This is a genomic window from Clostridium fessum (assembly GCF_003024715.1).
GTDB lineage: Bacteria > Bacillota > Clostridia > Lachnospirales > Lachnospiraceae > Otoolea > Otoolea fessa.
On record NZ_PYLO01000002.1, the window covers coordinates 692,857 to 716,690 of the forward strand.

The following is a 23,834-nucleotide window of genomic DNA, read 5'->3' on the forward strand; positions in this document are numbered from 1 at the left end:
CAGTTTAAAACGCTGGATACCGCTTTTCTTCTATAAGGCCTATTTTTAGAATTTTGAACAAAATATAACCGATGCAATTCCCAGAATCAACAATACAATTCCATATATAATCGCAAAACCTTTTCCTCTTCCCTTATTAATTAAAAAGAGAATCATTCCCAGCATCACGGCAATGCAGAATGTCAGTGATAAATTCATCGCAATGATATACGATGGGCTGATTGTCTGTCCATCAAATATACGTGAATTAATAGATATCAGCGAAAAAATAGCAACTATAATTCCCATCAATGTCAGGACATTTCCATAAATACGATGTGACGCACTCTCAATATTCTCTTTGATATCCTGCATTTTCTCGAAAGCTTTAATATTTTTTCTATAGGCTTCTTCGTATTTTCCAAAATGTCTATACTCATCTTCGTTCTGAAAGGATGCATTTTCCTGCTCTGCATATGTTTTTTCTGGTCGTTCTTTTAATTCTTCAAAGTATATCTGTGCTATATGCATGCCAACTTTCAAAGTTATCTCATCCGCAGAGATATTCTGGACGCGAAGAAAGGCATAGGTTGTATGACCCGGCTGGTACTGTGGACCATCCACTTTTAATCCCATTCTTAACAGTGAATTCTTTTCTCCCACTCGCCCGGTAATATTATCTGGAATACTTAATTTTTCCTTCGTTTTTATTATCACCGTGGCACCAGGTATCAATTTTTTCTCAGTCTCTGCCTTGTCTGCAAAACTTCCAAGTGTCAAATCATATGATATACTATTGACATTTTCTTCCGTATACGCTTCTTTAATCAGCTTTCCTTCAGCAGATAATTCCTTTATATTTTTATCAACTAATATCATATAACTCACCTGCCTTTTCTTTGATTCTAATATTATAGCACATCCGGATCCTTTTTCAAGGTGATTGACAGGTCTATTTTTCTTTTTTTCTCAACAATTAATAAAGTAAATATTATACATAATAAACAAAAGAACACAAAGGCATCTATATCTATTCCATATATTTTCATGTCCTCTTTTGTCACTTTTTTAGGAGCCTCTATAACAAAAAAGCGGCATCCAGCACCCCTGCCAGACACCGCCTTCATCTTCTTTAAAGCATTTTTACTTCATATACTCCTGCTTCACCTTATGATCCACCACATGCCGCTTCGCCAGCTCTTTCGTCACATCCTCTACACTGATGCCTGCGTCTGCCATCAGAACCATCGCATGATAGCAAAGATCTGCCAGCTCGTAAATTGTCTCTGCCTTGTCCTTCTTCGCTGCTGCGATGATAACCTCCGTACACTCCTCGCCGACTTTTTTGAGGATCTTGTCCAGACCTTTATCAAACAGATACGTCGTGTAGCTTCCTTCCTTCGGATTCGTCTTACGTCCCAGAATCAGGTCGTAAAGTCCCTCATAGGAAAACGGCGTGATCTCCTCATTCTGGTAAACCGGCTCAAAAAAGCAGCTCTCCGCGCCCGTATGGCACGCCGGACCTTCCTTGACTACCTCGACAATCAGCGTATCCTTATCACAGTCCGCATAAATACTGGAAATATGCTGCACATTCCCGCTCGTCTCGCCCTTTCTCCAAAGCTCCTGACGGCTGCGGCTGTAAAAACAGGTCTTCCGCTCCCGAAGACTGATCTCCAGACTCTCCTTATTCATCCACGCCATCATCAGAACCTTCTTGCTATAATGATCCTGCACGATCGCCGGAATCAGACCTTTCTTATTAAACTTCAATTCATCCACTTTAAACGACGCCTCTACGCCTGCAATCTCGTTGATATTCTCACTCATATTTTTATCCTGCCTTACCACATAAAATTTTAATTACATCGTAACTGTTCAGTATCTTCACAGTCACGCGCAAAATCCATTAAAAATTGCCTACAGCAATGGGATTTTTGCCTGATAGCCCATGTTTTCGTACGGTCAGCGCAACGCCGACGCTCTCCTTTATGATCCACAGGAGAACAGGCATCCAAAAACTGTAGAAAACATCGCATACGCCGGTGCTTAGTGAGGTCTTTTCGAACTTAGCACCGCCCTCAAACTTCTCACTCCCTTCGCAATTTAGGATGATTTAGATCAACCGCATCTCCACCCCATTCTCCGCCAGATACTGTTTCAATTCCTTAATATTCACTTCTTTCCGATGGAAAATGCTTGCTGCCAGTCCCGCGTCGATCTGCGGATACTGGAAGAGCTCTAAGAAGTCTTCTTTCTTTCCCGCGCCGCCGGATGCAATGATCGGCACATCGACGCGCTTTGCAATCTCTAAAAGCATCGGAATATCAAATCCCTGCTTCACGCCGTCGGTATCGATACTGTTGACTACCAGCTCGCCTGCGCCGCGTTTGACACCGGATTCTGCCCATTCCAGCGCATCGATACCGGTATCGACCCGGCCGCCCTGCTTAAATACGTGAAATTCATTTCCCACGCGTTTCACATCCATCGAAAGCACCACGCACTGATCGCCGTAGCGGTGGGCCGCCTCGGTGATGAGTTCCGGATTTTTGATCGCGCCGCTGTTGACACTGACTTTGTCCGCGCCGCATTTTAATACCCGGTCAAAATCATCCAGCGTGCTGATGCCGCCGCCGACCGTCAGCGGGATGAAAGCCCGTTTTGCCGCTTCCGTCAGGATGTCCGTAAAGATTTTTCTTCCTTCTACACTTGCCGTAATATCATAAAATACCAGCTCATCCGCGCCGCTCTGGTTGTAAAATTCCGCCATCTCGACCGGATCCGCCACATCCTGGATTCCCTCGAAATTGACGCCTTTCACGACACGCCCGTTCTTTACATCCAGACACGGAATAATACGTTTTGAAATCATGCCGTTCCCTCCTGATTTCTTTTTCTGATTATTTATTCGAACGATTCGAATGATTTTTTCGCCGCTTTTTATACGATGCTTCTCCTAAACGGAATATTTCAGTGCTTCCTTCAAATCAATCGCACCCAGATACAGCGCTTTTCCTAAAATTGCACCATACACCTCATTTTTCAAAATATCAATCTCCTTGAGGCTGCTGATTCCACCGGACGCCACGATATCCAGCCCTTCAATCTGCGATAATTCTTTATAAAGCTCCAGGTTCGTTCCCTGCATCTTCCCATCGCGGGAAATATCGGTGTAAATCACCGTTTTCACTCCGGTATCGCGCAGGCGGCGGCAGAAATCTACGCCGCGCACTTCGCTCGTCTCCAGCCAGCCGTGGGTTGCCACAAAGCCGTCCTTGGCATCGACACCGACCGCAATCTTATCTCCGTATTTGCGGACCATTTCCTCGACAAATGGGTAATTTGTGACTGCCACCGTGCCGAGAATCACGCGTCCGGCTCCGAGTGACAGGTATTTATCGATGGATGCCTCGTTGCGGAGGCCGCCGCCGACTTCCACAAAAAGTCCCGTTGTCTTGATTAATTTCTCTATTGTATCAAAATTTGCCAGCGCCGCATCTTTCGCGCCGTCCAGATCGACTACATGCAGATTTTTTGCGCCCTGCGCTTTAAATCCCAGCGCCACCTCTTCCGGTCGGTCGCTGAATACTGTCATCTGGTTATAATCGCCCTGCACCAGTCGCACGGCCTTGCCGCCCCGCAAATCAATCGCCGGAAATAACTCCATGTTCTTGTCCTCTCCATCACCGTCTGTTTTCCTCGCAATCCACGATTTTCTGTTTTCCATTCACGCGCTTATTCTCGCGCTTTTTGCCAAGCCCCAACAGACCGTTTTCTTTCTCAAACCTATAATCTTATATCTCCGCAAATGCCTTCAGAATCCGCAGTCCCACTTCTCCGCTCTTCTCCGGATGGAACTGGCAGCCCATGACATTTCCATTGGCCGCAGACGCGGTCACCGGAATACCGTATTCTGACGTTGCCAGCAGGCTTTCTTCACAGTCCTTTCCGTAAAAGCTGTGGACAAAGTAGACGTAATCGCCCTCTTTGCTGTACTTGAACAGCGGGTGCTTCTTCCCTTTTTCGGTCAGATGCAGGCTGTTCCAGCCCATATGCGGCACTTTTAAGTTTGCCGGAATGTCTTCCCTCAAATCTGCCATCACACCCGGAATCAGTCCCAGACCCCGATGCTTGCCGTATTCATAGCTTTTATCAAAGAGAAGCTGCATTCCAAGGCAGATTCCCATGATCGGCTTGCCCGCCCTGGCTTCTTCTAAGAGCGGTTCCGCCATGCCGGATCCCCGCAGCTTCGCAATCGCATCTCCATACGCGCCGACGCCCGGTAAAATAATGTGATCCGCTTTTTTCAGATCTTCCGGATCCCGGCTGACTTTATTTTCCAATCCCAGATAGTTCAGAGAAGAACTGAGGGAAAATAAATTTCCGACGCCGTAATCAATAATCGTTATCATTCGCGACCTCCCTATTATCTAATGTGGTAACTGTTCAGTACCTTCACAGTCACGCGCGAAAATCACAGAACTCCCTTTGTCGAAGGAATCTCATTTTTATATTTTTCATCGATCGACACCGCCTCACCAAGTGCCCGGCCCAGTCCCTTAAACATCGCCTCGATGATATGGTGGCTGTTTTCTCCGTGAAACATCTTGAAATGCAGCGTCATCCGGCTGTTGGAGGACAGTGCAGTCATAAATTCCTTTACAAGCTCGGTATCAAAATCGCCCACTTTTTCGGTCGGGATGTCCACATCCATGACCAGATAGGAGCGTCCGCTTAAATCGAGGGCCGTCATCACCAGTGTTTCATCCATCGGAAGCAGGAAGCTTCCATAGCGACGGATTCCCTTTTTGTCGCCCAGCGCCTCTAAAATTGCCTGTCCCAGGGCAATTCCGATGTCCTCTGTCGTATGATGGTAATCGACCTGCGTATCTCCGTCACATTTCAATGTGAGGTCAAACCGTCCATGTCTGGCAAAGAGTTCCAGCATATGGTTTAAAAATCCGCAGCCCGTATCGACCTGATATTTTCCCGTTCCATCTAAATCAATCGACAGGCTGATTTTCGTCTCTGCGGTATTCCGTTCCAGAGATACTTTCCGTTCTGCTGCCATGCTACCTTCCTTTCCTCGCTGCTTCCACCAGTTTTTCCGTCTCCTTCACAAATGTCTCCATTTCCTCTTCCGATCCAATGGAAATGCGGACGTAATCCTTGATCCGCTCGCTGTCCCAGCGTCTTACCAGGATTCCTGCCTCGCGCAGTCCGTCAAAATAGACTTTTCCCGGCATATCGCCGCTCTTGGCAAAAATGAAGTTGGTCTTCGAATCCAGCACAGTAAATCCAAGTGCCCGGAGCGCCTCGGTCGTTTTTTCACGCGTTTTGCAGATGCGCCCGGTACATTCTTTCGTGTAGTCCCAGTCGCGCATCGCCGCCGCGCCAGCCAGAATCGACAGGCGGTTGACGTTATACGGGTTAAAACTGTATTTGATCCGGTTCATATCCGCGATAAGTTCCGGGTTTGCGATCGCAAATCCGACGCGCGCGCCGGCTAAGCTGCGGGATTTGGAAAAGGTCTGGATAATCACCAGATTTTCGTATTTCGGAAGCAGTGATACACAGGATTCTCCGCCGAAATCCACATATGCCTCATCCACCATCACGACGCGGTCCGGATTGGATGCCGCCACTTCCTCAATCGCAGAGAGCGGCAGGTTCATCCCCGTCGGGGCGTTCGGATTGGCAATGATCACGTTATTTCCGCAATTTTTATATGGCTCAATATTTAAGGTAAAATCTTCCTCCAGCGGAACTACCCTGAACGGAATGCCATAGAGACCGCACAGCGCCGGATAGAAGCCATAGGTCAGATCCGCAAACTGCAGCGGTGCTTCCGAATCGCAGAAGGCCCGGAATGCAAATCCCAGGATCTCATCGGAGCCATTGCCTGCGATGACCTGATTGGTTCCGACTCTGTAGTGAGCGGCGATCGCCTCGATCAGCACGCGCTCCTCCGGATCCGAGTAGAGACGAAGGTTCGCCAGTTCCGGCGGCATAATCTGAGCCACTTTTTCCGCCATTTTTCCAGCTTCTGTCGCACCTGCATCACATCCACAGTCAGCCTTTTCTGCCCTGCCTGCTGCCCCCGCAGTGCCACAACCAGCCGCAATTTCCTCATACCCCGCCAGAATCGCCTCCGCAACCTTCGGGCTCGGTGGATACGGGCATTCATTGGTGTTCAGCTTGATAAATTTCCGTCCCTGTGGCTGCTCGCCCGGTGTGTACGGAAGAAGTGATTCGCTTGCTTTGCTCAAAAAACGGCTCATATCTGCCTACGCCTCCTTTTTGTCCTCTGCGGCTGCTTCGTTTGCTGCCTGTTTCTCTTTCTCTGCTTTTTCCTTCTTTTCCTGTTCTTTCTTCTTCTGGTGTTCTTCCACCGCGCCCTTCAGCTTTTCCGCCATCTCGGTGATCTGCTTGTTTTTAAACTCAAAGCTGCTCTTGTTGGCGATGAAACGGGCGCTGATCGGCAGGAACTCTTCCAGCACTTTCAGGTGATTTTCACGGATCGTGCTGCCCGACTCTACAATATCCACGATGACGTCCGAAAGTCCCAGAATCGGCGCCAGCTCAATGCTTCCGTTTAATTTAATAATGTCAATATCGCGTCCCAGCTTCGCGTAATGCTCTTTCGCAATATTCGTAAATTTCGTTGCCACGCGCACCGGTCGGTCTTTGTCCTCGACGTAATCCTCTTTTCCAGCCACGCACATCCGGCATTTTCCAAGTCCCAGATCGAGAAGCTCGTATACATCCGGGTTGCTCTCCATCAGAATGTCTTTTCCGACGATTCCGACGTCTGCCGCATGGTGCTCGACGTAGATTGCCACATCACTCGGCTTTACGAGCAGGTAGCGGACACCCGTCTGTGGGTTCTCAAACACCAGTTTTCTATTTTCGTCGTAAATACTCTTGCAGTCATATCCGACCGACGCCAGAAGCTCATACACCTGATCGCCCAGTCTTCCCTTTGGCAGTGCTATGTTTAACATCTCGCGCCCTCCTTTCCATTCTCCTGAAAGGCATTTTCCCGGTCCTCTTCCAGGGAAAGACGTCCGTCATACCGGTACAGATAGCAGTAACGCAGATCCTCCGGCACAGCTTTCTCCACCCGCACGCGCAGTCCCTGACGGCGCAGACTTTCAACCGCCTGGCACAGGCGCACTACATCGACATCCGGCTCATAGAGTACCAGCGCATCGACATCGTAGCGGATGCTCTTTTCCGGCAGGCGCTCCAGCTCTTTCAAATAGATGGCAAATCCGATCGCATCGGCTTTCTTTCCTAATTTTGCCATCATACCGTCGTACTGGCCGCCGGAAAGAACCTGGCGTGCCAGACCATCTAAGAATCCCTGGAAAATAATACCGTTATAATATTCAATGTCATTGATCATCGAGAAATCCAGCCGCACCTTGTCAAGCTGTCCGCCCAGTCCCATCGCCTCCAGAACCTCATACAGGCGGGATAAAAGTGCAACCGCCTCCTTCATTTTCGGCGTATCCGCGATCGCACCTGCCTCTGCCAGCACCCGCCCAAACTCTCCGTACAGCCCGGAAACCTTCATCAATTTCTCTGTATCGCCCTCCGGCAGTGCCAGATCCGCGCACAATTTTTCCAATCCGCTGCGGTTTTTCGTCCGAATCAGCCCTAAAATGATATCTTTCTGATCGGCATTGACCGGAAGCTCTTCCATCAGTCCCACCACGAAATCCATGTTGGAAATCTTGAGCACATAGTCCGTCTCAAAATCCGCCAGACTCTTGAGCGCCAGCGCCAGCACCTCCGCGATCACGCAGTCATCCACGCCGCCCATGCACTCCAGTCCCATCTGGCTGATCTCTTTGTAAGTGTGGCTTTCCTTGCTCTCACGATACACACTCTCCAGATAATAGACCTTCTCGCACGTATTTTTATCTGCCTTGGTGTTCTTCGCGATGCTCAGCGTCACGTCCGGCTTGAGAGCCATCAAGCGTCCGTCCAGATCCGTAAATGTCGGCACATTTTCCCCCAGCAGGAAACTTTTATTCGCTGCATACAAACTATATTCCTCAAACCGCCCCATCCGGTACTTGCGGTATCCATAGCTCTCATAAAGACCTCTCAGGCGAAGCGTCGCCGCCTCCGCCCTCCGAAGGCTCTGAATCTCTAAATTCATGCTCTATCTCCTCTCAACTGCCGCCGCAACCGCCCCGGCTCAACAAAATCCGCCGGACAATCACCCGCTCGTCTATATCCTGCCGTTATAGCTCCCATCACTTTTGTTTATCTTGCTATCATGGTAGCGTACTAAAGTGTTTTCTATATACTATCATTCCTTCTTAAAAAAAGCAACTACTTTTTTAGAATACTCACACTTTAATTAAAAGAAAAACTCGGGGCGTGAAAAATGTGCGCCCCGAGTTTTTCCACCTCGACTCTATTCTTTTATAACCTTCTCCAAAATCGGCCCCAGAATCTCCGTCCAAGGCGTATACGCATCCTTTTCCTCCAGATGCGTCAGCGCCATCCAGTTCAGTCCTCCCGGTGTCATTTCTCTGGCAAGGTCTTCCAGATCCCCGTCCCACGTCGCTGCCTTGCGGGACAGCGCCCCAGTAAATTCGGTGATGTATGCCCGTGCGGATGGCTCATCCAGCCCGTTTCTCTCACACCACTGGATAATGACGGTCAGAAGCATATAGTAAGCGCTCATCAGGCCCGTCGTGCTCCTAAGGATCGCGATCTGCTTCGGCGTATCGACCGGAACCGGCTTGCCGACGTGACTCATCAGATCGACTACCTCCGGGATATCCGGGTAAATCACCACCGGTCCGAAGCGGTTCGCCGCGAAGGTCAGAGGCACAACATCCGCCAGAATCTCTCTCGGTCCAAACATTTCCTCAATGCGCTTTAAGCTCAGCGTTGCAACCAGATTGATAAACTTCTTCTCCGGTCCGATATGAAGCGGTTTTAAGATATCTTCCGCCGCCTTCGGAAGGAGCGCCGCAAAGACCCAGTCCGACCGGTCCACAACTTCCTGGTTATCCGCCGCGACCGACACGATCTCCGGGTATTTCTCATGCAGCATCTGCGCCCGTTCTTTATTTCTCGGCGATACAACGATCTGCAGATTCTCCATTCCGCTCTCGCAGAATCCAGTCACGACGGACGTCGTAATGATTCCCGTTCCAATAAATCCCAGTTTCATAAACTTCTACCCTCTCTTTCTCCTCTCCGTTTACCCGAAATTTTTCCAGACGATTCCGAGCGAACTTTTCTGATAGTTACTCCCCCGATTTTATTCACATACACAGTATACAACCAAAAACACATATTTTCCAGCATCCTACTCATATCTCGGCGCACTTTTCCGGTTTTTCATCGTAATTCCTCCCTCAACCTTCGCACCCCACTTTGATCCGGCGCCTTATTTTATCGTTCATATCCTCCTTGCCATTTTCTTTGAAATTGTCCACTTCCGCAAATAAAGCGATTGAAATAAGCCATCTTGCCCAATCTGCACAAGCAATCTCCTCATCTTTATTCAATCTTAATACGTCGTAAATCTCCCTTATCCGCTCTTAAAATCTCCAGCTATATAATATGACCATCACAGAAATAAGGAGCTGCCTTTATGCCGGACGAGATTATTCGACGAAAGCGCCGTCTTTCGTCTTTTCAAATTATCACATTGGGTTTTGCCGGGGTCATTCTACTCGGAGCGCTACTGCTGATGCTGCCGATCTCCACGACTGGAGAGAATGTAACTCCATTCAATGAAACGCTGTTTACTGCGACCTCTGCCGTCTGCGTGACAGGGCTTGTAGTACAGGATACAGGCTGCTACTGGTCAACCTTTGGGCAGGCGGTTATTCTGGCACTGATCCAAATTGGTGGTCTTGGTGTCGTAACCGTAGCAGCATCGTTTGCGCTGTTGTCCGGGCGAAAGATTTCTCTGATGCAGCGCAGCACCATGCAGGATGCAATTTCAGCACCAAAGGTCGGCGGAATCGTCCGTCTGACACGCTTCATCCTGCGAGGGACGTTTCTGATTGAGCTGCTGGGAGCGCTTGCCGTGCTGCCGGTATTCTGCCGGGACTACGGATGGCGTGGCATCTGGATGGCGGTATTTCATTCCATATCCGCTTTTTGCAATGCCGGGTTTGACATTCTTGGGACAGAAAGCAACCGCTATCCATCTCTTACCGGCTACGCGGACAGCCCGATAATCAATATCACGATTATGCTGCTGATCGTGATCGGAGGTATTGGATTTCTGACGTGGGATGACATCTTTGAAAACAAGTGGCGGTTTCATCGCTACCGAATGCAGAGCAAGGTGATTCTGGTCACGACAGGTTTTTTAATTTTTCTGCCTGCTATGTTTTTCTTCTTTTCAGACTTTTCCGCGCTTCCCGCCGGAAACCGGCTGCTGGCATCCTTTTTTCAGTCTGTCACGCCGAGGACAGCGGGCTTCAACACGGTAAATCTTTCCACGATGTCCGGTGCATCACAGGGCGTAATGATCCTTTTGATGCTGATCGGCGGTTCTCCAGGTTCTACAGCAGGCGGTATGAAAACAACGACACTGGCGGTTCTGCTTGCCAATGCCACTGCAACCTTCCGCCAGCGCGATAGTGCCCGATTTTTCGGACGCAGAGTCGATTGCAGCGCCGTCAAGACCGCCGCGACCATTCTGACAATGTACTTGATGCTGTTCTTTGGCGGTGCTGTCTTTATCAGCGCATATGAGAATCTTCCGCTGTCTGCCTGCCTGTATGAAACGGCATCGGCGGTCGGGACGGTGGGATTGACACTTGGTATTACACCGCAGCTGCACATTCCATCGCAAATGGTGTTGATCACGCTCATGTATCTGGGCAGAGTCGGCGGTCTTACCCTTATTTATGCGACATTTTCCAGCAAAAAAGTGGGGAATGCAAAGCTGCCGCAGGAAAAAATCACGATTGGATAAGGAGTCTTTTCACATGAAAAACATTCTATTGATTGGCACAGGCCGCTTCGGACGGCATATTGCAGTACAGCTTTCTCAGCTGGGGCATCAGGTCATGGCGGTCGATACAAACGAGGAACGAATCAATGATGTGCTGCCATATGTCACCAATGCACAAATTGGCGACAGTACAAACGCGGAGTTTCTTCGCTCTCTTGGCATCGGAAATTTTGATGTCTGCATCGTAACCATCAGCGGTAACTTTCAGAACTCGCTGGAAACCACCTCGCTGCTGAAAGAGCTGGGGGCGAAGTGCGTGGTGTCGCGTGCCGAGCGTGATGTGCAGGCAAAGTTTCTGCTTCGCAACGGTGCCGACCAGGTAGTCTACCCGGAAAAACAGGTGGCAAAATGGGCAGCGATCCGATACACTGCCGACCATATTTTCGACTACATAGAGATCGACGAGCAGCACGCCATTTTTGAAGTAGAAGTTCCGGCCGGGTGGATCGGCAAAAGTGTTGGTGAACTGGATATTCGCAGAAAGTATGGCATTAACATTCTCGGCATCAAACATTCAGGAAAAATCGACGCTTCCATTACGCCGGATACGGTGCTGTCCGGGGAAATAACGATTTTAGCGTTGGGCGAATACAAAGCGCTGCAAAAGTGCTTCCGAATCTGAATGGACGGTGAGGGTATATGGAAGATAGCGTTTTGATCGCTGGGACGGCGCTAATGTTCCTGTTCGGCTGGGTTTTGATGAAACGGCTGGATCGCTTTCTGGACGAAAATCAGAAGCGCATCAAAGAATCGTCTGAACAACAGCAGGCTGAACCGTGCGTGCATCTGGTCGGAAATATTTCTCCTGACGAACTTGAGGAAACATTTTCTCAGTTTCGCAATAGTCATGCCCATGTAGAAATCGTGATCTATGATTCAGAGCAAATTTCTTTTCCGGACAACAAATCCAATTGGGCGCAGTAGAAACCTTCACATTTTGGTGCTATAATTGCTATAATATTGTTTAAGAGGGGTGGTGAAAATGTGCAGAATAAAGGAAGCGAAATGCCAAAAGAGCATATTCTTGTGTGCCTGTCCTCGTCTCCATCCAATGAACGCATTGTACGAATGGCAGGGAAAATGGCACAGGCATTTTGCGCCAGTCTTACCGCACTTTACGTGCAGACCCCCGGAGACGCTGATATGAACGCGGAAGATACCGTCCGTTTGCAGGCGAATATGCGTCTGGGGCAGCAGCTTGGCGCAGAAATTGTCACAACGCATGGTGAAGATGTGGCGACACAGATCGCGGAATATGTGCGGCTCTCTGATGTGACCAAAATTGTGATTGGACGAAGCGGCATACAGCGGCGGCATTTCTGGAGCGAATCGACGCTGACAGAACAGCTCATTACGCTTGCACCGGAGGTAGATATTTATATTATTCCGGATGTGGAAGCCTATAAGAACTGCCGCAGAAATCAGCCGCTTACTATCCGCCCGGCGTTTCCGACCGCCCGGGAACTACTTCTGACCATCGGAATTCTGGCAGTTACGACGGTCATCGGATGGATTTTTCTGCGGCTCAGCTTTGCAAATGCCAATATCATCATGGTTTACCTGCTGGGTGTGCTTCTGACTTCCACTTTTACCAGCGGATATACCTGCGGTGTGCTGTCCGCTTTTTTGAGTGTCCTCCTGTTCAATTATTTTATGACGGAGCCCCGGCTGTCTTTGGCAGCCTATGGCAGCAAATACCCAATAACCTTTGCCGTCATGTTCGCGGCTGCACTTTTGACAAGTACACTTGCGGCCAAGCTCAAAGCCCACGCACAGCTATCCGCACGGGACGCTTATCGCACGAAGCTCCTTTTTGATATGAACAGACAGCTCCAAAAAGCGGAAACGCCGGAGGAGGTCTATCGGATGACCGCGACGCAGATACAAAAGCTCATGCAGCGAGACGTTCTGATTTACCCGGCACAGGGCAACGCTCTGCTGGATGGGAACATTTATCCGGCTGACGGAAGTAGTCCATACAGCATCCCAGATACCGACCGGGAACAGAACGTGGTTCAATGGGTCTGGCAAAACCGCAAGCGCGCCGGAGCAACGACGCAAAACTTTCCAAAAGCAAAACGGCTGTATCTTGCCATCCGTACCGGGCAGCAGATTTACGGTGTTGTCGGGATTCCGATGGAAAAGCAAACGCAGCCTGACGCATTTACATCCAGCGTTCTGTTCTCCATCCTCGGCGAGTGCTCTCTGGCGCTGGATAACCTGCGAAATGCCAGAGAAAAGGAAGAAGCTGCCGTTCTTGCAAAGAACGAACAGCTTCGCGCCAATCTTTTGCGTTCGATTTCTCATGATCTCAGGACACCACTGACCTCGATTTCCGGCAACGCAGATACGCTGCTGCACAGCTATGACGTGTTGGATGAGCAGACACGGAAACAGATTTTTACGGACATTTATGACGATGCACAATGGCTGACGGGACTGGTTGAGAACTTGCTTTCCATTACGAAAATTGTAGACGGCAGCGTAAAGCTGCACCTTTCTGATCAGGTCGTGGATGACATCATATCGGAAGCACTCAGGCATATTGACCGAAGAGCGGCAGAACATCACATCGCAGTAGATTGCGGAGACGTACTGTTGCTGGCACGGATGGACGCAGGACTCATCATGCAGGTGCTCATCAATCTGGTGAATAACGCAGTCAAATATACTCCAGTTGGCTCGAACATCCGGATCACGGCAATCCCGCGAGAAAATATGGCTGAAATATGTGTCAGCGATAACGGTCCCGGTATTCCGAATGAACTGAAGGAACGTGTTTTTGAAATGTTCTTTACTGGGGGGAATCCAATTGGCGACAGCCGCCGAAGTCTTGGACTTGGACTTACGCTCTGTCAAACTATTGTCCATGCACATCATGGTGAAATGACGTTGAAAGACAATTCGCCGCATGGCTGCATCTTTTCCTTTACAATACCACTTAGTGAGGTGAACTTAAATGAATAAGCCGCTCATCCTCGTTGTAGAAGATGATACCCCGGTGCGAAATTTAATAACGATGACACTAAAAACTCACGAATATAGGTATCTTTCGGCGCAAAACGGCGCAAGTGCCGTGATGGAAGCGCTGTCTCACAACCCGGACATTGTACTGCTTGATCTGGGGCTGCCGGATATGGACGGCGTGGAAGTCATCCAAAAAATCCGGTCGTGGTCGAATATGCCGATCATTGTGATCAGCGCCAGAACAGAGGATTCCGATAAAATCGGGGCGCTGGATGCTGGGGCGGATGATTATCTAACGAAGCCTTTTTCCGTGGACGAACTGTTGGCACGACTGCGGGTGACGCAGCGGAGACTGTCGATGATGAAAACAGACTCCGTGCAGGATTCTCCGATTTTTACGAATGGTGCGCTGAAAATCGACTATGCGGCAGGCTGCGCATATCTTGACGGCACAGAGCTACACCTGACACCCATCGAATACAAGCTGCTGTGCCTGCTCTCCAAAAATGTTGGTAAGGTTCTGACACACACCTATATCACGCAGCAGATTTGGGGCAGCAGTTGGGAAAACGATATCGCTTCTCTGCGGGTGTTCATGGCAACCTTGCGCAAAAAGCTGGAACGCGGAAAAGACGGGCAGCAATACATACAAACACACATCGGAATCGGCTATCGGATGCTCCGCATCGAGTAAGTAATTCCTGAACGGAACATTCATGACTGAATGGAGTAGATTTCTTGTGGTCATTCCATTCAGCCACAAATGCGCTGACCATCGTTGAAATAGCGAGGACTTGAAAGTCCTCGCTATTAGCATACATCGTCTCATATATTATATCTGTTTTTCCATCTTCGTTTTTGCTGCTTTCCCTACTTTCTAGCACATTCCCCATCAAGCCCCAAAAGGATTTTTAATCCATGATCCAGCTGTGGCAGAATGTATTCCAGACACTCCTGCACCGCCTTCGGACTGCCCGGCAGGTTGACGATCAGCGTGCGTTTGCGGATCCCGCTTGCCGCTCGGCTTAACATCGTCCGCTTTGTAAATTGTAAGCTGTATGCCCGCATCGCCTCCGGGATACCCGGAACCATCCGTTCCGCGACCGCCAGCGTCGCCTCCGGCATCACGTCGCGCGGAGAAAATCCCGTTCCGCCCGTTGTTAAGAGCAGATCGGCCTTTCCCTCATCGCAGATCTCCTTCATCACCTCTTCCAACATCGCCTGGTCATCCGGCAGCACCTTCTGCCAGACCACCTCATAACCAGCCTCTCTCACCATTTCTGCGATTACCGGACCACTCACGTCCTCCCGTTTTCCCGCGTACCCAGAGTCACTGGATGTAATAATTGCTGCTCTCATTGGTTTCCCACCTCTCTTTGATCTCTTTCCTACGCTTCTTCCAGAATCTCCAGATTATCTCCCTCTTTGATCACGCCGCCGTGCAGCACCTTCGTAAATACGCCCTCGCGCGGCATGATGCAATCGCCCATTGCCTGGAAGATCGCGCATCCATGGTGGCATTCTTTTCCGATCTGTGTCAATTCCAGCACGACGTCGTTGCATTTAAATTTTGTCCCGATCGGGAGCGTCTTGAAATCGATTCCTTCCACGACCAGATTTTCACCAAACGCGCCGTCCTCGACCTTCGCCCCCCGCGCGCGGAATTCCTGAATCCTGTCATATGAAAGAAGGCTGACCTGACGGTGCCATTTGCCCGCATGGGCGTCACCCTCGATTCCATAGTCCTCGATAAGACAGACCTGATGGACATTTTTCTTCTGAACACCTTTGATTTCACTGGTACACGTTGCGATTACTTTTCCCATGATTGTTTCCCCTTTTCTATCCATAAATTTTCCGATTTCATATTTCATATACGATATTTCACTTGTAACATTCCGCCGGCTCACACTTTCACCGCAGAAACCATAATCATAATCCTCACAAACACCCTGCTTATCCGCCTATCTGGGACATTCCCCGGTGTTCCCGATCCGTAAATTCCGTCTTTTTCTCAAAACTATGTCCCTTCGGCTTTTCCGCAAGCGCCTGTCCGATCGCCCGGCGCAGGTCTTCATCGGTACCGCCGCCGCGCAGAATGGTCTTTAATTCCACCCCATTGTCATACTGGAGACAGGTTTTTAAGAATCCTTCTGAGGTCAGCCGTATCCGATTGCATTCGGAACAGAATTTATGGCTGACCGCGCTGATAAAACCGATCCGCCCCTGAAAGCCAGGGACTGCGAAATAATGGCACGGGCCATTTCCTGCCACGTCCCCGCACGGGGTAAAGATTCCAAATGCCTCTTCCAGCGCATGCTTCAACGCATCTTCTTTCACAAAGGCAAACTGCGTTCCCATGCCGATCGGCATCATTTCGATGAAACGCACGTGCACGTTATGGTTTTTCGCCAGTTCCGCCACCTCTAAAAGCTTTTGCTCCTCGATCCCAAGCACCGGCACACAATTTATCTTGATCTGCATCCTGCCTTTCTGGATCGCCGTCCGAAGGCCGCGTCTGACCGCTTCGATCTCATCCCGGCGTGTGAGCTGCCGGTACACCGACGCATCCAGCGTATCCAGGCTGATCGTGACTGAATCAACCCCCGCCTCCGCCAGCGCATCGTACATTTCTTCTAATAAAACACCGTTCGTCGTGATCGTCAGGCTCTTGATTCCCGGAATCTGTTTTAACGCTGCTGCTAACTCCGGCAGTCTCCGGCGCACCAGCGGTTCGCCTCCGGTCAGCTTGATTTTCTGAATGCCGTTCTCTGCCAGAATCTGGCAGACCCTCTCGATCTCACCAAACCGCAGGATCTCTTCATGTGAAATGCTGCAGACGCCTTCCTCCGGCATACAGTACACACAGCGCAGGTTGCATCGGTCGGTCACGGAGATCCGGACGTAGTCGATCGTTCTGCCGTATCCGTCTATCATCGCACAAATTCCCCGCTCTTTCCTCCCGATTTTGCATCGAGATGTATCTCTCCGATCTCCATCCGCTTGTCGATCGCCTTGCACATATCATAAATGGTCAGAAGCGCCACGCTGACACCGGTCAGCGCCTCCATCTCGACGCCGGTCTTTCCTTCCAGCTTCGCAGTACAAAGTGCCTTGATCGTCAGCTCTTTTTCATTCACCTCAAAATCCACGCTGCATTTCGTGATGAGAAGTGTGTGGCACATCGGGATCAGGTGTGCGGTCTGCTTCACCGCCATGATTCCCGCCACACGCGCCACCCCCAGCACATCGCCCTTGGCAACCGTTCCCTCCAGAACCGCCTTCATGACAGCTTCATTGACGTGAATCTTGCCGGATGCCGTCGCCGTCCGGCTGGTAATCTTCTTTTCCGTTACATCTACCATGATCGCATTTCCCTTTTCATCAAAATGCGTTAATTTCTCTTCCATCTGTATCCTCCTTTTCCTCTTCTTCCGGCTCCAGAAAGATTTTCTCAAACGCTGCTTCTGCTGCCGCCTGCACTGCTGCTTCCATCCGGCGGAATTTTTCTAAAAACACCTTTCCCTCCGGCGTCAGCACAGAAAATCCGCCCTTGCTTCCGCCCGTCTGGCGCTCTAAAAACTGGATTCCCAGCTGCGCCTCCGCGATCTTGAGCATTTTCCAGCCCTTGCTGTAGGAAATATCCCGGATCTGACAGGCACCGAGCATTGAACCACTCTCAGCAACTGCCTCCAGAAAATCCGCCGTCAGCGCGCTGAAGCATTCTTCCTCGCGGCTCAGCGAAATCGACGCCTGAAATGCCAGCTCCCCGCGCTTCTGCCTGTCTTTTTCGTAGGCAAGCAGCGATTCGTAGTCCATTTTCGTATTGGTGTCCAGTAAAACACCCGGATCTTCAACCTCGATCTCCCGGACGCCTTCGCCCCACGCATCCATTGCGCCGCGGAGTCCTTTTCCACCCCGGTACGTTAAGATATGTCCAAACACTTCCTTCGACAGCATGACCGGGTGTCCTTTTTTTCCCTGACAGACCGGTACTGCCATGCTTCCGGGCGCCTGCGCCATCTTCTCGATTGTGTCCGCCGTGATCATCGGCACGTCGGCAGGGAACAACAGCACCCGATCGGCTTTTTTCTGGATATGGCGCAGTCCCATGCAGATTGAGCCGTACATCTGCGATGTCTCATACCGCTTGTTTCGGATACAGACCGCACCACGGTGTGAAATATGACGTTCCAGCACATCCGCCTGATACCCGGTCACGACGACGATCGGCGAGATCCCCGCCTGCCGGATCGTGTCGATCTCCCGCTGTATCATCGTGGTCTGCCCCATCCGGAGCATCGGCTTTAATTCTTCCATGTGCGCCGACCGCCCTGCCGCCAGGATGATCGCGCCTGTTTTCCCGTCTGCCATACATATCCCCTTTTCTATCATTCTAACCTTCTTTTAAAAGCATGATATCTCCCGGTGCGATTCCCAGCCGGACGCGGTCGCCGCGCTGATACCGGTTTAGTGAATCACTCTGCTTATAGTCTACCTTCCACCAGATCACCTCGCGTTCCGGTGCATTTTCTTTGTCACCCGCTGCCTCTGCGTTTTCCACCGGACGCAGCAAAATATCCCACTCAAATGGCTGGCAGAGTGTGTCCCCCCACTCGCACGTAAATTCATTCGCACTGCCGCGCGCCGGATAAAACTGATGCGCCCGGATGCCGATATAGGCATGCTCCGCGGCAACTGCTTCTTCGGTCTGAAACGTGAGTCCCCAGTCTAGCGCCTCCACCTCATATTCGCCGATCCGCCGGATCCGGCTGAAGTTTTTACAGCCTGTCAGGCGTGCCGCAGTGACATTTTCCGGTTTCTGAAAAATCGCCCGCGTCTCTCCCTTCATCGCCACCTGTCCGCGGTTTAAGATGATGCTCTTCTCGCAGAACCGATAGACCTCGTCCCGGCTGTGGCTGACCATCAGCACATCGCCCGTGTACCCGCGGAGTACCTCGCGCACCTGGAACTGCAGTTGTTCCTTCAGATAATAATCAAGTGCCGAAAATGGTTCATCCAGCATGATCACATCCGGCTCATAGACGAGAATGCGCGCCAGCGCCACACGCTGCTGCTGTCCGCCGGAAAGCTGGGACGGATACCTTTTTTCAAGCCCTTCTAATTTAAAGAGACGGATCATGCGGGCAGCCGCCTCCTGTTTTTCCTCCTTGCTGCCCGAAAGCCCCGCCGCAATGTTGGTTTCTACGGTCATATTCGGAAACAATGCATAATTTTGGAATAAATAACCGATTTTCCGCTTCTGCGGCGGCAGGTTGATGCGCTTTTCCGAATCAAAGAGCACCCTGCCATTTAACACGATCCGCCCTTCGTCCGGCGTCTCAATTCCGGCGATACACTTGAGCGTCATGCTCTTGCCGCTTCCGGAGGCGCCGAGAATGCCCATGACGCCGCCATCGGTGTTAAGCGATACGTCCAGCGAAAAGCCGGAAAATCTCTTTTTGATTGCCGCCTGCAGGCTCATCCCGCGCCTCCCTTCTGTGCATCCGCTTCCCTGTCCGCAAACAGTTCCACCGAAACCTTTGCATCCTGACCGCCCGCTTCCACACTGTTATCCTTCTTTTTATGATTGCTGCTTCCGCGCATATCCCGCCGCGACAGCACATTCATCAGCACGACGACCAGGAAGGAAATCACCACGATGATCCACACATACTGGTATGCCATCGACATTTTTCCAGCCGCCACCTGTGAATAGATGGCAAGCGGCAGTGTCTGCGTCTTTCCGGCGATATTGCCCGCCAGCATCGCGGTCGCACCGAACTCGCCCAGTCCTCTCGCAAAGGCAAGGATCGCGCCGCTGAGGACGCCCGGCATCGCCGACGGCAGAATCACCCTCCAGAAAATGCGGCTCTCGGAAAATCCCAGCGTCCGAGCCGCATAGATAAGCGTCACATCGACCTGTTCAAACGCGCCGCGCGCTGCCCGGTACATAAGCGGAAATGAGATCGCCACCGCCGCGATCACCGTTGCCGCCCATGAAAATACAATCTTGACGCCAAACAATTCCAGAAACAGCTGTCCGAGCGGTCGTTTTACACCGAAAATCATCAGCAGGAAGAAGCCTGCTACCGTCGGCGGCAGGACCATCGGAAGCGTCAGGATGCCGTCCAGCACCATTTTCACTTTCTCAGAGCGTGCCGATACCACCAGCCGCGCCATCCAGACTCCCAGAAAAAACGTAATAATGATCGACAGCGTTGCTGTTTTCATCGATATCCATATCGGAGACCAGTCCATCTTTCTTCCCCCTTTCCTATGAAATGTACTCTCGGAGTCTTCTCGACTGAGATAAAAACTGCCGCAGAACACCTGGTTTTCAGCGGACCCTGCATTCTGCGGCGGATTTTATTCCCTACGTTGTTCACTGTCTGTCCTTCGCCGTCCTGTTTTCTGTTCACACAGTCGGCTGCATATCCCAGACAGCCATCGCTCCCGGCTTATTTATTTGCTGTGAAGCCATACTCCGCAAAGAAGGAGAGCGCATCATCAGTTCCCAGATAATCTACAAACTTCTGTGCTGCATCTTTCTTTGTGCTTGCGCTTACAACGCCAACCGGATAGATAACCTTCGATACGCTTCCTTCCGGTGCATATCCGATAACCTTTACCTGGTCAAACTGGTCGCTGGTGGTTGCATCGGTCAGGTACACGATACCTGCATCAGCGCTTCCGGCTGCTACCCAGCTTAAAACCTCGGTTACGTTGGTACCAAAGCTTGTCTTAGCCTCTACATCATCCCACATACCCAGGTTCTCAAAGGCTTCCTTGGAGTACTGTCCAACCGGAACACTCTCTGGATCGCCGAGTGCAATCTTCTCTGCCTTTGTAATATCCTCAAAACCGGTAATTCCCAGTGTGGAATCCTTCGGAACGATCAGGGCGATCTTATTTTCCAGAAGCTCTACGACAGAATCTGCATCAACCAGTCCCTCGTCCTCCAGCGCGTTCATCTGCTTCATCGCTGCGGAGAAGAATACGTCTGCATCTGCGCCCTCTTCAATCTGGGTCTGCAGCTTTCCTGAACTGTCAAAGGTAAAGCTCAGCTTGATGTCCGGATTCTCTTTCTCAAATGCCGGCTGAATCTTGTCTTCCATAACGTACTGAAGGCTGGCTGCTGCCGCTACCAGAATCTCCTGCTGGTCGCCGGCTGCCTCTGCTTCTGCTTCGGTCTCTTCTGTCTCAACTGCCTCCGTTTCCGGTGCTGCTGTCTCAGCCGGTTTGCTGGATGAACATGCGGTCAGGGATGCTGCCGCCATCGCTGCTGCTATTACAAGTGCCCACGTTTTTCTCATATCTTGGTTCCTCCCTCATTTCACGCACATGTTTCCGGCATCCTCCTCGTTTCGATTCCTTACGCCATAGCAATGTGGTTTTTACCCTTCCGTTATTTTTGAAAAATTATAATGATATTTGCTAATCAAATAGTAGCACGTGGCACTTTTTTTGTCAATCTTTACAATAATTCTTATTTAATGCTCGTCGTCGTTATGTGCATCAAAAAATAACGCGGCTTTTTTCTGCATTTTCCCTTTATTCTTATGAATTTTCCAGTTTTTCTTTCCAAGCCCTTCCGTCTATTTTCGTGAAATTGTTATGATGATTTTTCATGTATTTTATTTTTATCTTTTTATTTTTCATTTATTTGAAATTTTTTATCCAAATACGCCGGTGCTTCGGTTTCCTTACCGGTCACACGGTTCCCGATCCGTGGCAAAGTCTTCCACCAGCACATCCATAATGCCGCCGCAGACCATTCCTTCATCTTCCGCTGCCTCGCCGGTCAGATCTACATGAACTACTTTGTACCTGCTGCTTCCGATCAGAGAACGTGCCTCGCCCAGCACGGCCGCCTCGCTGCAGCCGCCGCCGATGCTGCCGAGAATCCGTCCGTCCCGGTAGACAATCATCTTCGCGCCTGCCCCGCGCGGGGAGGATCCCTTTGATTCAATCACCGTGACCACTGCTTTCGACTCATCCGGCTCCTCTGCCAGGCGTTTCAGCACATCAAAATCCAGATCGGAACGGTTTTTCACACGTTTGTCTTCCCGATCCATGCGCTTTACCTGTATGATCTCCGCCAGAATCGAGATCGCGATCTCCTCCGGTGTCACACCGCCGATCTTTAAACCGATCGGGCTCTTTAAACGGCTCATCCGCTCTGGATCGTAACCTTCTTCCAGAAGCTCCTGTTTCACGATACCGACGCGGCGTCTCGAACCAATCATGCCGAGATACGCCGGTTCTTTTCCTTTTCCAATCATCCGCAGGCAGTCCGCATCGTGGCGGTGTCCGCGCGTAACGATACAGATATAGTCGCTCTCCTGAATCTTGAGTTCTTTGATCGCATGCCCAAAGTCATCACAGATCACCTTCTCTGCCATCGGGAATCGTCCCGGATTCGCGAAGGAAAGGCGGTCGTCCACCACAGTTACCAGGAATCCGACGCGCGCGCCAAATTCTGCCACCGGAAGAGCCACATGGCCGCCTCCGAGAATAATCAGGCGCTCTTTCGGGAAAAATGGTTCCGCCACATTCCAACTGCTTCCGGCGCGCCCACAGACCGGCTGCCCCTGTGTCAGGGCTTCTTTTCCAATCTCCGACGCCTCTGCGCCTTCTTTCAGTTCACAGCGCATATCTGCTAGATTTCCCTCTTCTCCCACAAAGCTTCTCTCGAGCGCCAGACACGGCGTCCCTTCCAGTTTTTTCAGAATCTCCCCATACAGATTCATATCACGCACTTCCTCTCTTTTATACTGCATGAGCCATCCATTTCTCATTTCGCAGTTGTGCCATCGCGGTTGCTGCCTCATCGCCTCTCTCTGGCTCGATTATTTACCAAAACCGCAGTTCGGGAAAATACAGGTTGGACAATTTAAGCACAGACCACCTGCGCCCATTTTCGCCAGATCCGCTTTTGTCACTGGCACATCTGCCATCACACGCGGCAGCACCAGATCAAAGATGGTCCTCTTCGCATACATCACGCAGCCCGGAAGTCCCATGATCGGCTTTCCGTCCTTCGTATATGCCAGCAAGAACATCGCTCCCGGGAGTACCGGCGCGCCGTAGGAGACAACCTCCGCCCCGGTCTGCTTGATCGCGCTCGGTGTCGTATCATCCGGATCGACGCTCATGCCACCGGTACAGACAACAAAATCGGCACCCTGATCCAGCCATTCCCGGATTGCCTCCGTGATTTTATCCGGATTGTCCCCTATAATCTTCTGTCCCAGAACTTCCACACCAAATTCCTGAAGCTTGTCCCGGATGACCGGGCCAAATTTATCCTCAATCCGTCCATAAAATACTTCATTTCCGGTCGTCACAATGCCCGCTTTCTTATTTTTATACGGAATCAGCTTTAACAGCGGCTCTGAACCCGCTGCCTTTTTCGCCTCCTCCATTTTTTCTTTTTCAATTACCAGCGGGATCACACGGGTTCCGGCTAACTTATCACCCTTTTTTACCGGAAAATTCGTCCGGCGGGTCGCGATCATCATCTCCGGCAGGCTGTTGACCTTTAAGAGGCGTTCTTCATCAACCTGAAACAGACCGTCCGTCTCCGCAATCAGCTCAATCTTGCCTTCCTTCGGATCGGTTGCACGCATATACTCATTCTGGCAGATGCCGCGCAGAATGTCCGCCGCCTCGTCCTCATGATATTTTGTATCGTCCTTTTCCCAGACATAAATATGATCTTTTCCGATGGAAAGCAGCACCGGGATGTCCTCCTCGCGCACGATATGTCCCTTACGGAATACGGCGTCCTTCGTCACGTCCGGAATAATCTGCGTCATGTCATGGCAGAGTACCTGTCCGACTGCCTCGGTTGTTTTCATTAATTTCATATGATTTT

General features: G+C 50.6%; 25 protein-coding genes. 5 read left to right on the forward strand and 20 right to left on the reverse strand.

Annotated elements, in window-relative coordinates; genetic code table 11:
* Positions 1-45 precede the first annotated feature (45 nt).
* The 10 genes from C7U56_RS08310 to C7U56_RS08360 all read right to left on the reverse strand — a co-directional run bounded on the left by C7U56_RS08310 (position 46) and on the right by C7U56_RS08360 (position 9,181).
* Complete coding sequence (locus C7U56_RS08310; RefSeq protein WP_107000880.1) at positions 46-858, reverse strand: dCTP deaminase; 813 nt, start codon at positions 856-858, stop codon at positions 46-48.
* A 264-nt stretch (positions 859-1,122) separates the two neighbouring features.
* Positions 1,123-1,809, reverse strand: a complete 687-nt coding sequence (hisIE, locus tag C7U56_RS08320) for a bifunctional phosphoribosyl-AMP cyclohydrolase/phosphoribosyl-ATP diphosphatase HisIE (protein ID WP_107000882.1) — start codon at positions 1,807-1,809, stop codon at positions 1,123-1,125.
* A gap of 286 nt (positions 1,810-2,095) precedes the next feature.
* A complete protein-coding gene (hisF, locus tag C7U56_RS08325) occupies positions 2,096-2,854 on the reverse strand; it encodes an imidazole glycerol phosphate synthase subunit HisF (RefSeq protein ID WP_107000883.1) in 759 nt (252 codons plus the stop codon).
* 84 nt (positions 2,855-2,938) lie between these two features.
* Entirely contained in the window at positions 2,939-3,649 is a 711-nt protein-coding gene (hisA, locus tag C7U56_RS08330; RefSeq protein ID WP_107001021.1) for a 1-(5-phosphoribosyl)-5-[(5-phosphoribosylamino)methylideneamino]imidazole-4-carboxamide isomerase, read from the reverse strand.
* Between the two features lie 127 nt (positions 3,650-3,776).
* Positions 3,777-4,394, reverse strand: coding sequence for an imidazole glycerol phosphate synthase subunit HisH (gene hisH, locus C7U56_RS08335; protein WP_107000884.1), 618 nt, complete (start codon positions 4,392-4,394; stop codon positions 3,777-3,779).
* A 62-nt stretch (positions 4,395-4,456) separates the two neighbouring features.
* Positions 4,457-5,053, reverse strand: a complete 597-nt coding sequence (gene hisB, locus C7U56_RS08340; RefSeq protein ID WP_107000885.1) for an imidazoleglycerol-phosphate dehydratase HisB — start codon at positions 5,051-5,053, stop codon at positions 4,457-4,459.
* Between the two features lies 1 nt (position 5,054).
* Positions 5,055-6,263 (reverse strand): pyridoxal phosphate-dependent aminotransferase, encoded by a 1,209-nt coding sequence (locus C7U56_RS08345; protein ID WP_107000886.1) that lies wholly within the window; start codon positions 6,261-6,263, stop codon positions 5,055-5,057.
* A 6-nt stretch (positions 6,264-6,269) separates the two neighbouring features.
* Positions 6,270-6,986, reverse strand: coding sequence for an ATP phosphoribosyltransferase (gene hisG, locus C7U56_RS08350; RefSeq protein WP_107000887.1), 717 nt, complete (start codon positions 6,984-6,986; stop codon positions 6,270-6,272).
* Positions 6,980-8,152, reverse strand: coding sequence for an ATP phosphoribosyltransferase regulatory subunit (locus tag C7U56_RS08355; RefSeq protein ID WP_107000888.1), 1,173 nt, complete (start codon positions 8,150-8,152; stop codon positions 6,980-6,982). Before C7U56_RS08355 ends, hisG begins: the two co-directional genes overlap by 7 nt.
* Positions 8,153-8,413: 261 nt before the next feature.
* On the reverse strand, positions 8,414-9,181 hold the full coding sequence (locus C7U56_RS08360) for an NAD(P)-binding domain-containing protein (protein WP_107000889.1): 768 nt from the start codon (positions 9,179-9,181) through the stop codon (positions 8,414-8,416).
* A gap of 426 nt (positions 9,182-9,607) precedes the next feature.
* On the opposite strand from C7U56_RS08360, the gene C7U56_RS08365 reads away from it, so the two are divergent.
* The 5 genes from C7U56_RS08365 (at position 9,608) to C7U56_RS08385 (ending at position 14,648) form a co-directional block, all read left to right on the forward strand.
* Positions 9,608-10,948, forward strand: a complete 1,341-nt coding sequence (locus C7U56_RS08365) for a TrkH family potassium uptake protein (RefSeq protein WP_107000890.1) — start codon at positions 9,608-9,610, stop codon at positions 10,946-10,948.
* 13 nt (positions 10,949-10,961) lie between these two features.
* The gene (locus tag C7U56_RS08370) at positions 10,962-11,609 is read left to right on the forward strand and encodes a potassium channel family protein (protein ID WP_022360492.1); all 648 of its coding nucleotides are present in this window, start codon (positions 10,962-10,964) and stop codon (positions 11,607-11,609) included.
* Positions 11,610-11,626: 17 nt separating this feature from the next.
* Positions 11,627-11,911, forward strand: a complete 285-nt coding sequence (locus C7U56_RS08375; protein WP_146143920.1) for a hypothetical protein — start codon at positions 11,627-11,629, stop codon at positions 11,909-11,911.
* 81 nt (positions 11,912-11,992) lie between these two features.
* On the forward strand, positions 11,993-13,954 hold the full coding sequence (locus tag C7U56_RS08380; RefSeq protein WP_107000892.1) for a DUF4118 domain-containing protein: 1,962 nt from the start codon (positions 11,993-11,995) through the stop codon (positions 13,952-13,954).
* Positions 13,947-14,648 carry a response regulator gene (locus C7U56_RS08385; protein WP_022360489.1) on the forward strand — a complete coding sequence of 234 codons (702 nt, stop codon included), beginning with the start codon at positions 13,947-13,949 and terminating at the stop codon, positions 14,646-14,648. The genes C7U56_RS08380 and C7U56_RS08385 overlap by 8 nt, the downstream gene beginning before the upstream one ends.
* Positions 14,649-14,824: 176 nt before the next feature.
* Here C7U56_RS08385 and C7U56_RS08390 read toward each other — a convergent pair whose 3' ends face one another.
* The 10 genes from C7U56_RS08390 to C7U56_RS08435 all read right to left on the reverse strand — a co-directional run bounded on the left by C7U56_RS08390 (position 14,825) and on the right by C7U56_RS08435 (position 23,826).
* Entirely contained in the window at positions 14,825-15,313 is a 489-nt protein-coding gene (locus tag C7U56_RS08390) for a MogA/MoaB family molybdenum cofactor biosynthesis protein (RefSeq protein ID WP_107000893.1), read from the reverse strand.
* A 29-nt stretch (positions 15,314-15,342) separates the two neighbouring features.
* On the reverse strand, positions 15,343-15,780 hold the full coding sequence (locus tag C7U56_RS08395; RefSeq protein ID WP_022360487.1) for an MOSC domain-containing protein: 438 nt from the start codon (positions 15,778-15,780) through the stop codon (positions 15,343-15,345).
* Between the two features lie 130 nt (positions 15,781-15,910).
* A complete protein-coding gene (gene moaA, locus C7U56_RS08400; protein ID WP_107000894.1) occupies positions 15,911-16,891 on the reverse strand; it encodes a GTP 3',8-cyclase MoaA in 981 nt (326 codons plus the stop codon).
* Positions 16,888-17,364, reverse strand: coding sequence for a cyclic pyranopterin monophosphate synthase MoaC (gene moaC, locus C7U56_RS08405; RefSeq protein ID WP_107000895.1), 477 nt, complete (start codon positions 17,362-17,364; stop codon positions 16,888-16,890). The genes moaA and moaC overlap by 4 nt, the downstream gene beginning before the upstream one ends.
* Entirely contained in the window at positions 17,339-18,328 is a 990-nt protein-coding gene (locus C7U56_RS08410; RefSeq protein WP_181357203.1) for an NTP transferase domain-containing protein, read from the reverse strand. Before C7U56_RS08410 ends, moaC begins: the two co-directional genes overlap by 26 nt.
* Before the next feature lie 22 nt (positions 18,329-18,350).
* Positions 18,351-19,439, reverse strand: coding sequence for a sulfate/molybdate ABC transporter ATP-binding protein (locus tag C7U56_RS08415; RefSeq protein ID WP_107000897.1), 1,089 nt, complete (start codon positions 19,437-19,439; stop codon positions 18,351-18,353).
* Entirely contained in the window at positions 19,436-20,215 is a 780-nt protein-coding gene (modB, locus tag C7U56_RS08420) for a molybdate ABC transporter permease subunit (RefSeq protein WP_107000898.1), read from the reverse strand. The genes C7U56_RS08415 and modB overlap by 4 nt, the downstream gene beginning before the upstream one ends.
* 200 nt (positions 20,216-20,415) lie before the next feature.
* Positions 20,416-21,270: a molybdate ABC transporter substrate-binding protein gene (modA, locus tag C7U56_RS08425; protein ID WP_107000899.1), complete on the reverse strand. Its 855-nt coding sequence runs from the start codon at positions 21,268-21,270 to the stop codon at positions 20,416-20,418.
* A gap of 390 nt (positions 21,271-21,660) precedes the next feature.
* Positions 21,661-22,737, reverse strand: a complete 1,077-nt coding sequence (locus tag C7U56_RS08430; protein ID WP_181357204.1) for an XdhC family protein — start codon at positions 22,735-22,737, stop codon at positions 21,661-21,663.
* A gap of 69 nt (positions 22,738-22,806) precedes the next feature.
* Positions 22,807-23,826 carry a molybdopterin-binding protein gene (locus tag C7U56_RS08435; protein ID WP_107000901.1) on the reverse strand — a complete coding sequence of 340 codons (1,020 nt, stop codon included), beginning with the start codon at positions 23,824-23,826 and terminating at the stop codon, positions 22,807-22,809.
* Positions 23,827-23,834: the final 8 nt, after the last annotated feature.

Bases quoted from the DNA above. Each gene is read 5' to 3' on its own strand.
- C7U56_RS08310 (WP_107000880.1), bottom strand. From the start codon at position 858: ATGATATTAGTTGATAAAAATATAAAGGAATTATCTGCTGAAGGAAAG.
- hisIE (WP_107000882.1), bottom strand. From the start codon at position 1,809: ATGAGTGAGAATATCAACGAGATTGCAGGCGTAGAGGCGTCGTTTAAA.
- hisF (WP_107000883.1), bottom strand. From the start codon at position 2,854: ATGATTTCAAAACGTATTATTCCGTGTCTGGATGTAAAGAACGGGCGT.
- hisA (WP_107001021.1), bottom strand. From the start codon at position 3,649: ATGGAGTTATTTCCGGCGATTGATTTGCGGGGCGGCAAGGCCGTGCGA.
- hisH (WP_107000884.1), bottom strand. From the start codon at position 4,394: ATGATAACGATTATTGATTACGGCGTCGGAAATTTATTTTCCCTCAGT.
- hisB (WP_107000885.1), bottom strand. From the start codon at position 5,053: ATGGCAGCAGAACGGAAAGTATCTCTGGAACGGAATACCGCAGAGACG.
- C7U56_RS08345 (WP_107000886.1), bottom strand. From the start codon at position 6,263: ATGAGCCGTTTTTTGAGCAAAGCAAGCGAATCACTTCTTCCGTACACA.
- hisG (WP_107000887.1), bottom strand. From the start codon at position 6,986: ATGTTAAACATAGCACTGCCAAAGGGAAGACTGGGCGATCAGGTGTAT.
- C7U56_RS08355 (WP_107000888.1), bottom strand. From the start codon at position 8,152: ATGAATTTAGAGATTCAGAGCCTTCGGAGGGCGGAGGCGGCGACGCTT.
- C7U56_RS08360 (WP_107000889.1), bottom strand. From the start codon at position 9,181: ATGAAACTGGGATTTATTGGAACGGGAATCATTACGACGTCCGTCGTG.
- C7U56_RS08365 (WP_107000890.1), top strand. From the start codon at position 9,608: ATGCCGGACGAGATTATTCGACGAAAGCGCCGTCTTTCGTCTTTTCAA.
- C7U56_RS08370 (WP_022360492.1), top strand. From the start codon at position 10,962: ATGAAAAACATTCTATTGATTGGCACAGGCCGCTTCGGACGGCATATT.
- C7U56_RS08375 (WP_146143920.1), top strand. From the start codon at position 11,627: ATGGAAGATAGCGTTTTGATCGCTGGGACGGCGCTAATGTTCCTGTTC.
- C7U56_RS08380 (WP_107000892.1), top strand. From the start codon at position 11,993: ATGCCAAAAGAGCATATTCTTGTGTGCCTGTCCTCGTCTCCATCCAAT.
- C7U56_RS08385 (WP_022360489.1), top strand. From the start codon at position 13,947: ATGAATAAGCCGCTCATCCTCGTTGTAGAAGATGATACCCCGGTGCGA.
- C7U56_RS08390 (WP_107000893.1), bottom strand. From the start codon at position 15,313: ATGAGAGCAGCAATTATTACATCCAGTGACTCTGGGTACGCGGGAAAA.
- C7U56_RS08395 (WP_022360487.1), bottom strand. From the start codon at position 15,780: ATGGGAAAAGTAATCGCAACGTGTACCAGTGAAATCAAAGGTGTTCAG.
- moaA (WP_107000894.1), bottom strand. From the start codon at position 16,891: ATGATAGACGGATACGGCAGAACGATCGACTACGTCCGGATCTCCGTG.
- moaC (WP_107000895.1), bottom strand. From the start codon at position 17,364: ATGGAAGAGAAATTAACGCATTTTGATGAAAAGGGAAATGCGATCATG.
- C7U56_RS08410 (WP_181357203.1), bottom strand. From the start codon at position 18,328: ATGGCAGACGGGAAAACAGGCGCGATCATCCTGGCGGCAGGGCGGTCG.
- C7U56_RS08415 (WP_107000897.1), bottom strand. From the start codon at position 19,439: ATGAGCCTGCAGGCGGCAATCAAAAAGAGATTTTCCGGCTTTTCGCTG.
- modB (WP_107000898.1), bottom strand. From the start codon at position 20,215: ATGGACTGGTCTCCGATATGGATATCGATGAAAACAGCAACGCTGTCG.
- modA (WP_107000899.1), bottom strand. From the start codon at position 21,270: ATGAGAAAAACGTGGGCACTTGTAATAGCAGCAGCGATGGCGGCAGCA.
- C7U56_RS08430 (WP_181357204.1), bottom strand. From the start codon at position 22,737: ATGCAGTATAAAAGAGAGGAAGTGCGTGATATGAATCTGTATGGGGAG.
- C7U56_RS08435 (WP_107000901.1), bottom strand. From the start codon at position 23,826: ATGAAATTAATGAAAACAACCGAGGCAGTCGGACAGGTACTCTGCCAT.